The 13,083-nt window shown below is 66.4% G+C and carries 8 protein-coding genes; 7 read left to right on the plus strand and 1 reads right to left on the minus strand.

What is annotated here, in order from left to right; translation table 11 throughout:
• The gene (locus QRM89_RS02445) at nt 1-468 is read right to left on the minus strand and encodes a transposase (protein WP_285447194.1); all 468 of its coding nucleotides are present in this window, start codon (nt 466-468) and stop codon (nt 1-3) included.
• 606 nt (nt 469-1,074) lie between these two features.
• Between QRM89_RS02445 and QRM89_RS02450 the strand changes: the two genes are divergently transcribed.
• The 7 genes from QRM89_RS02450 (at nt 1,075) to QRM89_RS02480 (ending at nt 13,071) form a co-directional block, all read left to right on the plus strand.
• Entirely contained in the window at nt 1,075-4,203 is a 3,129-nt protein-coding gene (locus QRM89_RS02450) for a TonB-dependent receptor (RefSeq protein ID WP_285447195.1), read from the plus strand.
• A 103-nt stretch (nt 4,204-4,306) separates the two neighbouring features.
• Entirely contained in the window at nt 4,307-5,254 is a 948-nt protein-coding gene (locus QRM89_RS02455) for a glycerophosphodiester phosphodiesterase family protein (RefSeq protein ID WP_285447196.1), read from the plus strand.
• A 469-nt stretch (nt 5,255-5,723) separates the two neighbouring features.
• Entirely contained in the window at nt 5,724-6,995 is a 1,272-nt protein-coding gene (locus QRM89_RS02460; RefSeq protein ID WP_238151392.1) for an efflux RND transporter periplasmic adaptor subunit, read from the plus strand.
• Between the two features lie 18 nt (nt 6,996-7,013).
• Entirely contained in the window at nt 7,014-7,781 is a 768-nt protein-coding gene (locus tag QRM89_RS02465) for an ABC transporter ATP-binding protein (RefSeq protein WP_042595055.1), read from the plus strand.
• Nucleotides 7,781-10,222, plus strand: coding sequence for an ADOP family duplicated permease (locus tag QRM89_RS02470; RefSeq protein WP_285447233.1), 2,442 nt, complete (start codon nt 7,781-7,783; stop codon nt 10,220-10,222). The genes QRM89_RS02465 and QRM89_RS02470 overlap by 1 nt, the downstream gene beginning before the upstream one ends.
• Before the next feature lie 151 nt (nt 10,223-10,373).
• Entirely contained in the window at nt 10,374-11,768 is a 1,395-nt protein-coding gene (locus tag QRM89_RS02475; RefSeq protein WP_285447197.1) for a sigma-54 dependent transcriptional regulator, read from the plus strand.
• Nucleotides 11,769-12,567: 799 nt separating this feature from the next.
• Nucleotides 12,568-13,071 (plus strand): ATP-binding protein, encoded by a 504-nt coding sequence (locus QRM89_RS02480; RefSeq protein WP_238154129.1) that lies wholly within the window; start codon nt 12,568-12,570, stop codon nt 13,069-13,071.
• Nucleotides 13,072-13,083 lie beyond the last annotated feature (12 nt).

Consider the following 13,083-nt stretch of genomic DNA (forward strand, 5'->3'; position numbering starts at 1 on the left):
CTACGTCAGCCAGATCGCATCCCAGAACGGATAGACGCCAAGGTGCTGCACTAAGCCGGCACGCAATGGGTTGGCGATGACATAGCGTGCAACCGCACGTAGATCCGCGTCATGACGCACGGCATGGTCGTGATAAGCGCGGGCCCAGACGGTTGCCTGCATCGCACGCTGCGTGTTGACCGCACGCGTGCTCGCAGCCTTCAGGCGCGCCACCGCCCGCGCCAGCGGCGTGTAATGGCCCAACTGCAGCAGCCAGTGAACGTGATCCGGCATCAATACCCAGGCAAGCAACGTGGCATCTGCGGGCGCTGCGTTGGTAAATGCGCCACATGCGGTTGCAGCCAGGCGAGGATCGTCGAATAGGCGCTGTCGCTGGTGGGTTGCCGTGGTGAGCAGGTAGCAACGCCCCGCGAGCGAATGGCGGCCGCGGCGTAGGGCGCGATGTCCGGGCGAAGTGGGATCAGTCATGCCAGCAGGTTGACTTGCCTGGTCGATGGGCTGCATTGGCGCAATCCCTGGATTGGGGTCAGCAGACTCCGCGCCTGAGTGCGCCCTTGGGCGGCGGGCGTTGTCGGGAGAGCTTCTCGCGCGCGAGCGCGCTCCTACGTTGGGTTTGCGTCCAGCTGTGGTTGAACGAGACACCTCTCCTGGCGGCGGTGCGGCGAAGGGGTAAATCCGTTGTCCATGATCTGCGAGGCCCCGGTAGGAGCGCGCTTGCGCGCGATGAGGTGTTCCCAGTAAACGCCCATCGCGCGCGAGCGCGCTCCTACGTTGGGTTTGCGTCCAGCCGTGGTTGAACGAGACATCTCACGTAGGCGGTGGCGCTGCGAAGGGCCTAATTCACTATCCATGATCTGCGAGGCCCTTGTAGGAGCGCGCTTGCGCGCGATGAGGCGTTCACGGGAAAGCCCCATCGCGCGCAAGCGCGCTCCTACGGTTCTTCGCATTACGCGACAGGTGTTCGCATTGTCTTTTTGGTGCTATGTGCGCGACACGCAAAGGTCATCCTGGCTGCCTACGGTGGCGTGCTTTCGCACAGACGCGGCGCCCTTGCCGCGCGATTTCCGGGATTCCATGCAGCGCTCCGATTCGTACCGTGTGCACCTCTCTGTTCTTGCCCTTGCCATCGCGGCCTATTCGTCGGGCGTGCAGGCGCAGGCCCTCGACGCTTCAAATGCCGCGGGACAAGGCTCGCCGATCTCGCCGGCGGTAACGCCTGCAGATGCAAGCGGTGATGCTGGCGGTGCGGAAACGCCAGCCGCGGCAGCGAATGCTTCCCAGACATCAAGCGAGGCATCGAATCAAGATCTCTCCGCTACCACTACCACTACCACTACCACTACGTCTGCTACAGCTACAGCTACCGCTACTGCAGCGACAGAGACAGCGATAGCGATAGGTGCAGGTGCAGGCACAGGTGCAGCTTCAGACACAGGCACAGGCACAGGCACAGTCGCGAGTTCCAGTTCCAGTTCCAGTCCCACCGCAGGCGTGCAAACCCTCGATGCCATGCAGGTCACCGGTGTGCGGCGTGCCAACGCGGCGGCGGTGGAAAGCAAGCGCGCGGCGACCAACATCACCGATGTGATCAGTGCGACCGACGTGCGGGCCTTGCCCGACAGCACCATCGTCGAAGCCTTGCGCCGCGTGCCGGGCCTGTCGGTGTTGCCGGCAACCGATAACGAGCATCCGCGCGATGAAGCCGCCACGCCGGTGTTGCGTGGCCTGGGGCCGTCGTACAACAACGTCACCATCGATGGGCTCACCATCGCCTCGCCCGGCACGCCCAATGGCACGCTTGGCTCGATCACCCGCGGCGTGCGTCTGGATCTGCTGCCGGCGTCGATGGTCAGCGAGTTGCAGGTGGTCAAGACGTTCACCGCCGACCTCGATCCCAATGCCACCGGCGGTGCGATCAATCTCAAGACGCGCAGTGCGTTCGAAAACGGCGGCAAGCCGTTCTTCAGCGCCGAAGCCGCATTGGGCCACGCCAACGACGTCGGCAAGCCGCGCGATCAGGACGACCCTGGGTATCGCTTGAACGCCACCGGCAGCCGCACCTTCGGCAGCGAACAGCAATACGGCTTCACGCTGTCGGCCAACTACCAGACGCTCAGCAGCTACACCGAAACCCATATGACCACCGACACGGTGCATTACGGGTTCTACGACAACAACGGTGTGCTGCAGACCGGCGCCAATCTCGGCAATGGCTGGGCGGTGCCGCAGCAGGACAAGTACTGGTACGTGCAGAACCAGCGCGACCGCTACGGTGTCACCGGCAAGTTTGAAGCGCACCCGAGTGCGGCCTTCGAGGCCTATGCCATGGCCGGCTACTACTATTTCAAGGACGACATGGAGCGCAACGAGGTCATCATCGACCCGCGCAACCGTGGCCAGGTGTTCAACCAGACCGCGACCTCGGGCAGCTATCCCGGCGGCGATATCGAGGTGGGCTATTCCAACCAGATCGTCACCACGCGCACCAAGGTGGCGCAGCTGGGCAGCATCTGGCGGCCCACCGATCGGCAGCAGTTTTCTGCACGGGGTTCGTGGTCGGATGCGACCTACGACGAGCCGATCCGCATGATCAAGTACGCCACCGGCATCATTCGGCCGGCTGCGGTACCGGTGGGGCAGACCGGTAGCGGCGTGACCGTCAATGCCACACCCAACTATGCGTTCAATTACGACACCTCCGGCTTCGATCAGCGCTTCGGGGTGTCGCCGCAGGCCTATAACAATCTGGATAACTACAGCCTGTCGTACTGGCGGCCCGACTACAAGCGCACCGCCGCCGATCGCATTCTCACCGGCCGGCTCGATTACGGCTTCAATCAAGGCGAAAGCGATCAGGGCATCGGCTTTGCCGCGGGCGTTTCATACACCACCGACAAGCCGTCTTACGACATCTTTCGCGTGGAGTACCAGCCCAACACCAGCGCACCGGCGTTCGGCCTGGCCGATGTCGCCGGCACGGGCAGGGCGCCAATGCGCTACGCAGGTTTGAATCTGCTCACCATCGATCCGGACAAGGCCAACCGCGTGCTGGCGGCAACGCCGCTGAGCGCGTTCAACAGCACCGACCAGCAGGCTTTCAGCAACCAGGACAACTTCACCCATACCGAAAAGACCTTCGGCAGCTATGGGCTGGTGAGTTATCGCAGTGAGCGTCTCAACGTGCAGGCCGGCCTGCATTTGGACAGCACCAAGCTCAACACCGTGGGCCGCCAGCGCCAGCTGGACACCGCCAGCAACCGCTACGTGTATGTCGATAACCCCACCAATGCGGATTACGACTATCTGCTGCCTTCGGCGATCATGACCTACCACCTGACCGACGCACTGGACCTGCGCGTGGGCGCCAGCCGCACACTTGGCCGCCCGCCGTACGATGCGTATGCGGCGCGCACCTCGATCGGCTTCGTCAACACGACCGACGCCGGCAACCCAAACGCGCAGGGCGTCACCGTCACCATCGGCAACCCCGACATCAAACCGCGCGTGTCCAACAACCTGGATCTGTCGCTGGAATGGCGGCTGCCGGGTGACTTCGATGCCTTCGCCTCCACCGCCGTGTTCGATAAGCGCATCCAGGACGAGATCTTTACGCTCTCGCGCACCGATAGCTTCACCTTCGATGGCACCACCTACGCCAATGCCTTGATCAGTACGCCGGCCAACGCAGCCAAGGCGCGCATCCGTGGCGTGGAATTCAACGGCATCGTCAACACGCTGGCGCCGATTGCACCGTGGCTCAGCGGCGTGGGCTTCAGTGCGAACTTTGCGCTGCTCGATGGCAGCCTGGACGTGCCGTATAGCGTCGGCAGCGGCAGCACCGTCAGCCAGCGCGAGCGCAAGCTCGACAACCTGGTCGGCCAGCCGGACTACACCGCCAACGCCACGCTGTTTTACAACACCGGCGGCCTGGAATTGCGCGCCGCCTACAACCGGCAGGGCAAGGCCTTGCGTGCGATCGTCAGCAACATCGACTGGCAGGATCTGTACTGGTCGCCGCGTTCGCAGCTGGATTTCACCGCGACGTATGCGGTCAGCAAGCAGCTCAGCCTGATCGGCCAGGTCAGCAACCTCACCCACAGCCGCATCAGCAGCGTGACCGGCCCGGGGCAGAACCTGCTCAAGGACAGTTACTCGGTGCCCAGCACCTATTGGGTGGGCCTGCGCTTTACACCCTCGCTCTAGACAACCACGGCCGCGCAGTGAGCGGCCATCCAAGCACATGCAACGCGATGCAGCCGCCGGGCGGATGCGTCGCGTTGCCCACGCATTCAAGCGGAGCCGTACGATGACCTTGCAGTCTGTTGCCACTTTTGCCGCGCTGCTGTGCGCAGCCATTGCCGCCGATGCGACTGCCGCACCGGTGGGCGTTGCCGCGATCCAGGCACGGCTGACCAATCCCGACGGCGGCATCGTGGTGGTGGCGCATCGCGGCTGCCACGCCGCGGCGCCCGACCATGGATTCAACGACACCGCGCCGGAGAATTCGCTGGCAGCCTTGCAACGGTGTATTGCCATCGGCGTGGACGTGATGGAAACCGACGTGCGCCGCGCCGCAGACGGCACGCTGGTGATGCTGCACGACGCCACCGTGGACCGCACCACTGATGGCACCGGCAAGCTGTCCGAGCTCACGCTGGCCGATCTGCAGAAGCTGCGGTTGCGCACCGACGAGGGTGGGGCACAGGCGCCGCTCACCGACCAGCGCGTGGTCACGCTGGAGCAGATGCTGGCCGCCTCCAAGGGCCACATCCTGCTGAACCTAGACGTCAAGGATGCGATCTATGTGCAGGTGGTCGATGCGGTCACGCGCGCGGGCATGCAGCACCAGGTGATCGTCAAGGCCGAAGCCGGCATCGCCACGCCGCCGCTGGCAGCGATGCAGCCGTTCGACCGCGTGTACTTCTTCCCGATCCTGATCAATGCGCACGGCAGCGCCGATCTTGCGGCCATTGCAACGGCGCAGACACGCAACGCGCATCCGGTCGCGTTCGAACTGCCCAAGATGGCGGCAGCACAATTGCCCGCGCTGGCCAAGGTGGGCAAGGCGCATCAGGTGCGCCTGATGGTGAACTCGCTGTGGGACGGCTTTATCGCCGGGTACGGCGGCGATGCCGATGCCGAGCGCGACCCGGACAAGGTCTGGGGTCGCATGCACCGCGACGGCATCTCCATCATCCAGACCGATGCGCCGGAAGCATTGCTGCGCTATCGCGCGACGCTTGAGAAGCGTTGAGCGGCCGGTACATCGCTGGCCTTGCTGTGCGGCTTGAGATCAGGTGCCGCGTGCTTTCCGGCTGCCGCCGCAGCAATGAGTGAGACAAGCTAAGTTGGCGCGCAGCCTGGGGCTAGCAAACAAGGGCGCATCAGCCCGTGTGGTGGCGATACAGCCACACTGAGCCGACGAGGTCGCGGTTGTGACGCGGCCAGCGACGTGCAGCCAGCGCACGCACACCCATGCGGTGCTCTGCTGTTGCCGATAAGACGACGCGTGCAAACCGTTCCGCGCGTGACCAGTGCGCATCCCGGCCTGGCGCCCGGCGCATCCGCCCGTTCCGCCCGCGCGCAGCCACATGCGCATGCACGCAGAGACCGCCACCGTCCGGTATCGGTCGCGCATGTACGAAATCGTACGCGGCGTTGCCACCGCTGCACCTGCGATCGCCTGATGAATCAACAGGTTGCGGCCCGCCTGCAGTTGGCACATGTCCTGCTCTCTCCTTGGCATGGATATCGCCAAGTCTCCCCATCGTTTTCGTCTACGCCGTGCGCACGTGGCCCTCCTCGTCGGTAGCGCCGTGGCGCTGGCTGCCGTCATCGCTGTGATCGGTCTTGGCCGTGCCAGTCCGCGCGTGGAGCGCGCCAGCGTCTGGATCGGCACCGCCGAGCGCGGCGACATGCTGCGGGAGATCCGCGCCACTGGCGTGCTGGTGCCACGCGACACGCGCTGGATCACCGCCGGCGCACCGGCCACGCTTGAGCAGGTGCTGGTGCAGGCCGGCAGCCGCGTGCAGGCAGACACGGTGATCCTGCGTTTCCAGAATCCCGAGTTGGTGGCCAATCAGGAAAAAGCTGTCGCGGCGCTGGCCGGTGCCGAGGCCGAGGTGGCCGCCGCGCGCACGGCGCTCGCTTCGCAGCTGCTCGATCAGCAGGCACTGCAAGCGCGAGCCAGTTCGGACTGGCGCATTGCCGAAGTCAAGACGCAAGCCTATGAGCGCGCGCATGCGGCGGGCGTCATTTCGGCGATCGAGCTGCGTGAGAGTCAGATCACCGAAGCGCAGCAGCGTGGCCGCGCGCAGATCGAACAGCAGCGCGTTGCGGCCTTCCGGCAGAACATGGCTGCCCAACTGCGTGCGGCGCAGGCACGCCGCGACGAAGTGGCCAGCAGCCTGGCGATCGCGCGCCAGCAACTGGCTGCGCTGGAGGTGCGCGCCGGCATCGCCGGCATCCTGCAGCAGGTGGACGTGGAACCTGGGCAGCAGGTGGCAGTGGGAACCAAGCTGGCCCGGGTGGCGCGGCCGGACCAGTTGCTGGCGCGCCTGCAGGTGCCGGAAATGCTGGCCAAGGATCTGTTGCTGGATCTGCCGGTCACCGTCGATACCCGCAACGGGTTGGTCACCGGCAGTTTGATTCGCATCGATCCTGCGGTGCGCAGCGGCAGCGTCAGCGTGGACGTGCGCTTTGTGCAGGCGTTGCCTGCGGGCGCGCGGCCGGACCTGTCGGTGGATGGCCGCATCCGCCTGGGCACGCTGCGCGATGTCATCAGCATTGCGCGCCCCGCGCTGGCCGCGCCGAATACAGCGGCCGCCCTGTTTGTCGTGCAGCCCGGTGGCGATACCGCCACGCGTGTGCCGGTGCGCTTTGGCGCGGTCTCCAGCGATCGCATCGAAGTGCGTGCCGGGCTGCGGCCGGGCGACCAACTCATCCTGTCCGATACCAGCCAGTGGGCACAGTTCGCGCAGTTACGTCTACGCTAGACCGTCAAGGAGAGCTCCATGCAGTCCACCGTTACCGCCGCCGTGCCACTGATCCGCCTGCAGGGGCTGAGCAAGGTGTTTCATACCGATGAGGTGGAAACCCATGCACTGGCCGAGATCGCACTGGACATTGCGCCTGGCGATTTTGTCGCCATCACCGGGCCCTCGGGCTGCGGCAAGTCCACGCTGCTGTCGATCCTGGGCCTGCTGGATGCGCCCAGCCATGGCGACTATCTGCTGCAGGGCCGCAATGTTGCCGAACTCAGCGCACGTGCGCGTGCACGCGTGCGCAATGACGACATCGGTTTCATCTTCCAGGCCTTCAATCTCATCGCAGACCTCACTGTCGAAGAGAACGTGGCCTTGCCGCTGACCTACCGCGATGGCATCGCTGCGGCCACGATTCGCCAGCGGGTGCGTGAGGTGCTGGAATTAGTGGGCATGCAGCACCGGCAGCGGCATTATCCGGGCCAGTTGTCCGGCGGCCAGCAACAACGCGTGGCGATGGCGCGCGCGCTGGTGGGAGAGCCAGCGATCCTGCTGGCAGACGAGCCCACCGGCAATCTCGACACGCGCAACGGCGAGTCGGTGATGCAGTTGCTGGAGCAGCTCAATCTCACCGGCACCACCTTGTGCATGGTCACGCACGATCCGGCGTTCGCACGCCGCGCCTCGCGTATCGTGCACATGCTGGATGGCCGCATCGTCGACGAAGACACCTTCGAGCGCCTGCGTCACGAACAGGACAGCCTGTTGCCAACGCTGGCGGCGGAGCCTTCGCCGTGATGGCGCCCGCCCTGGTGTGGCGCGAAGCCTGGCAATCCTGGCGGGGGCTGCTGCGCCGGCCCGGTTACCTGCTGTTGGCCGGCCTGACCCTGGCGCTGGGGGTGGCGACCACCACCACGGTGTTCGCGCTGCTGGACCAGGCGTTGCTGGCACCGCTGCCGTTTCCACAGGCCGAGCAATTGCTCACCTTGGGTCGCCCGTCGGACCCGGGCCGGAACGTGGCCGGGCCCGGCTACTACGCGCCGCTACGCCGCCTGCCCGCGTTGTCATCCACCGGGATGCTGCGGGCCTGGCCGTTGCCGATCAACATCGCACGTGGCGATAGCGCCGAGGTGGTGCAATCGATCAGCGCGGACCGCGGCTTTTTGCAGACGCTGGGCGTGCGCATGGCGGCCGGGCGCAACTTCGACGCCGCGGAAGATCAGCCGGGTGGCCCGCCGGCCGTGATCCTCAGCTACGCATTCTGGCAGCGCTATTTCGGCGGTGACCCGGCAGCGGTGGGGCGCGTGTTGCAGGTGGAAGGCCGTGCGGTGCCCGTGGTCGGTGTATTGCCGGCGCAGTTTCCGTGGGCCGAGCCGTTCGATCTGATCCAGACCATGCAGCCGGATCTGGCCAGCACCAATCTCTCCACCAACGAAATCATCGTCGGGCGATTGAAGCCGGGCGTGGGTCAGGCGCAGGCGTCCGCGCAGGTGGCCGCAGCCCTGGAGACTGCGCTGCGGGCAAACCCGGGCATGACCGATACCTGGTTCGATGAACTGCGCCGGCATCCCGCCAACGCGCTGCCGCTCAAGAACGCGCTCTATGGCGCCAATAGCGGCAACACGCTGTGGCTGTTCTTTGCCGCCGCCGGCTGCGTGCTGGTGATCGCCGCGGTGAATCTGGTCAGCCTGATGGTGTTGCGTGCACTCGGCCGTAGCCACGACAGCGCCGTGCGTGCCGCACTGGGTGCATCGCTGGGGCGGCTGAGCCTGCCGGCGCTGGCCGAAGGCGTGTTGATCGGCCTGCTCGGTAGCCTGGGCGGCTTGCTGCTGGCGTGGATCGGTCTGCGGCTGCTGGGCAGTTGGGTGCCGGTGATGTGGCTGCGCGGCGAGAGTGCGCGTCTCACCGGCGGCAGTGCGCTGTTTGCAGTGTTGGCAGGCATCGGCACCGCCGTGTTCGCGGCCGGTCTCGGTGCCGCCCGCAGCCGCAACCGCAACCTGGTGCTGGAACTGGTTGGCGGCGGACGTGCGGGCTGGAGTCTGCAGGCCGGGCGGCTAGGGCGTGCGCTGGTGGTGGTGCAGGTGGCCATTGCCGTGGTGTTGCTGGTGGGGGCGGCCTTGTTTGCGCGCTCGCTGCAGCAACTCTCCCAGGTGCCGATGGGATTCGAGAGCCGGGCGGCGGCCATCTTTACCCTGGCGCCGGTCAAGCAGCGCTATGCCAGTGCGGCAGAGGCGGTAGAGCAGGCGCGGCGCATCGTCGAACGCCTGCAGCGCGAGCCGGGGATCGCACGGGCAGGCGTGTCCACCAATCCACCCACCACCACGCAGCTGAGCTGGAGCGTATCGACTGCGCAGGCGCCGTCGTTCAATACGCAATACCGTCTGGTCACACCGGGGTTTCTGGACGTTTTCCAGATCCCGCTGCTGGCGGGCCGTGCGGTCGCCAGCGGCGATACGGCGGGCGCAGAGAAGGTGTGCCTGGTCAGTGCAACGTTTGCGCAGCGCTATCTGGGCAATGACCCCATCGGCAAGCAGGTCGTGCTGGAAGACGATGGCAGCAGCCAGCGCGTGCCCATGCGTGTGGTCGGCGTGGTCGGGGATATCCGCCAGGCCGGGCCATCCGAGCCCGCGCCCCCCATGGTCTACCAGCCGCTCGCACAGATGAGCGATGCGATGTATCAGATCCTGCGCGGCTTCGGCGGGCTGACCTATGCGGTGCAGTTGCGTGCCCAGGGGCAGCGTGTGGACGAGCGTGCATTACGCACCGCCATTGCCGAGGTCGCCCCGCAGCAGCCCATCGCCGACCTGCAATCCATGCAGGCGGTGGTGGCCACCACCACCGGCCAGCAAAAGCTCAACCTGGTGCTGGTGGGTTTGTTCGCCGGGCTGGCCTTGCTGCTTGCGGTGGTCGGCCTGTATGCGGTGATGGCGGTGGCGGTCACCGCGCGGCGGCACGAGTTCGGTGTGCGTGCTGCCATGGGTGCCTCACCCGCACGCTTGCTGCGCCAGGTGCTACGCGAAGCCGCGCTGCAACTTGGTGTTGGGCTGGCGATTGGCCTGGGCATCGCCATGGCGCTCTCGCAGGTGCTGCAGCGGTTCCTGTTCGAGGTGCGGGTGGCCGACCCGTTGGCGATCGCCAGTGTCCTGGCAGCACTGGGCCTGGCCGGTCTGCTGGCCGCGCTGGTACCGGCCTGGCGTGCATCTGGCGTGTCACCAATGCAGGCGTTGCGCCTGGAATGAAGGCCCGAAGAGCGATGACGACTGAAGCACCGGCCGCCAGCATGGCGCTGATGACCACCCAGACCGCCTGCGCGGTGGTCTGTGCGGCACGCGTGGCATCTTGCGCGGTGTTGCGTGCCGCGTGCCGGCGTGTGCCCGCTAGACTCTGCGCATGACTGTTCCTGCACCCCCAGCCACCGCCCGCATCCTGGTCGTGGACGACCAAGCCGACGTGCGCGAGGCGATGCGGCTGCTGCTCAAGAGCGCGGGCTACGGCATGGTCGGCGCGGAGTCGCCGGAGCTCGCGTTGGCGTGCCTGCGCGGCGACACCTTCGCGGCGGTGCTGGTGGACATGAATTACCACCGTGACACCACCTCAGGCGAAGAGGGGCTGGCGCTGATTGCGCAGATCGCGGCGCAGTGGCCAGGGGTGCCGGTGATTGCGATGACCGCCTGGGCCAGCGTCGGGCTGGCGGTCAACGCCATGCAGCACGGCGCAGTGGATTTCGTCGAAAAGCCCTGGCAGAACGCGCGCGTGCTCAGCGTGCTGGAGAGCCGCATTGCGCTGGACCGCAGCCGCCGCAGCGAGCGTCGCCTCAGCGAGGCGCAGGCGCTGCGGCTGCAGGATGCAGCCGGTGGATTCATCGCCGTGTCTGCGGTGATGCGCGGGTTGCTGGAGGATTTGTCGCGTATTGCCGAGAGCGATGTCGGCGTGTTGCTGCTCGGCGAAAACGGCACCGGCAAGAGCCTGGTCGCCGACCTGTTGCATCAATGGTCGGCGCGGCGCGCGCAGCCACTGGTCAAGGTCAACATCGGCGGGCTGGCGGCGAGCGTGTTCGAGTCGGAGATGTTCGGCCATGTGCGCGGTGCGTTTACCGACGCACGCCAGGACCGCAGCGGTCGCTTCGAGCTGGCCGATGGCGGCACCTTGTTTCTGGATGAAATCGGCAACCTGCCGCTGGAGCAGCAGGCCAAATTGCTGCGCGCCATTGAAGACGGCGAATTCGAGCGCGTGGGTGCCTCGCGCACCCAGCGCGTGGACGTGCGCATTGTGGCGGCCACCAATGCCGACCTGGATGCGGAGGTTGCGGCCGGGCGTTTTCGCCAGGACCTGTTGTACCGCCTCAACACGTTCCAGGTGCGTGTGCCGCCGCTACGGGAGCGGCATGACGACATCCTGCCGCTGGCCCGGCACTCCCTGGCTGCCGCGTGCACACGCTATCGCCGCAGCGTGCCCACGCTGGCGCGCGACGCCGAGCAGGCCCTGCTCGGCTATGCATGGCCCGGCAACGTGCGCGAACTTGCGCATGCGATGGAGCGCGCGGCGCTGCTGGTCGACGGCACTGTGATCGGCGCCAAGGAGTTGCGCCTGCGTCCTACCGCCGCAGGCACCGAAGAGGTGCCCGCGCGCATGACCCTGGAGCAGGCCGAAGCGCGGCTGCTGCGTATCGCACTGGCTGACCAGCAGGGCAACCTGCAGCGCGCCGCCGAACAGTTGGGCATCACCCGGCAAAGCCTGTACCGGCGCTTGGGCAAGCACGGGTTGCGTGCCGACGATGCCGGGTAGACCACCACGCTGGCGGCAATGGTGGGTGGCCACACCCGCGCTGCTCGCCTTGGCGGTTGTATTGGTGGCCGGAGCACCCGCGCCCATCGAGGCGTGTTTGCTGCTCGTGTGCGTGGTGCTGCTCACTGCGGCCACGGTGCGGCTGCGTCAGTACCGCGATGGTCACCGCCAGCGCACGCTGGCCGGGTTGCTGGACGCGCTGCGCGAAGGCGACTACAGCGTGCGTGCGGCGTCGACTGCAGGCACCGATGCACTGCTGTTTGCACGCTTCAATCTGCTGGCGCAGCGCCTGCAGGATGAGCAGCGCGACGTGCATGAAAGCCTGCAGCTGTTGAGCAAGACCTTGGCGGCGCTGGACGGTGCGGTGTTCGCGTTTGAGCAGGACTGGCGCTTGCGCCTGGTCAATCCAGCCGGCGAGCGCCTGCTGGCGGCCCCCGCCGATACGCTGCTGGGACGCTCGGCCGAAGCACTCGGCTTATCGGCGTTGTTCGCGCTGCCCTCCGGCAGCATCCAGGCGCAGGCATTTGCCGGTCAGCAGAGGCGTTGGCAAGTGGGGCATGCGGCGTTGCGTAGCCGTAGCCAGGCCGGTCACTTGTTGGTGCTGCAACCGATGGAGCGTGCCTTGCGCGAGGAAGAAGCGCAGGCGTTTCGGCGGCTGCTGCGTGTGCTCAGCCATGAGATCAACAACTCGCTGGCGCCGATCGGCTCGATCGCCGACACCCTGGCCCACATGCTGCCGCCGGCACCGGCCCACCTCGACAGCGAACTACGCGCCGATCTGCAGGGTGGGCTGGCGGTGATCGAACAACGCAGTGCGGCCTTGCAACGCTTTCTGGGCGGCTACGCACGCCTGGCGCGCCTGCCGGCGCCCGTGCTGGACTCCGTCGCACTGCAGCCGCTGTGCGTGCGCGTGCAGCGGCTGCTGAACGAGACGCGCCTGCAGCTGGACATCGCGGTGGCACTGCAGGTGTACGCCGATGCCGATCAGCTGGAGCAGGTCCTGATCAATCTGATTCGCAACGCACTGGAGGCCGGTGGCGCTGCGCCGGTGTGGTTGCGTGCGCGGCGCGATGGGTCTGCCGCCTGTATCGAGGTCATCGACAGCGGCACGGGGCTGCCGCTCAGCGACAACTTGTTCGTGCCATTCTTCACCACCAAACCCGGAGGCTCCGGCATCGGGCTGGTGCTGTCGCGGCAGATCCTGGAAGCACAGGGCGGCACCTTGGATCTACGCACCCGCACGGATGCGCCCGGCACAGTGGCCGAAATCCGCGTGCCACTGCATGCTTTGCAGGATCGATGAGCAGCGCGACAC

This window comes from Xanthomonas sp. LMC-A-07 (assembly GCF_030208825.1).
Lineage (GTDB): Bacteria > Pseudomonadota > Gammaproteobacteria > Xanthomonadales > Xanthomonadaceae > Xanthomonas > Xanthomonas campestris.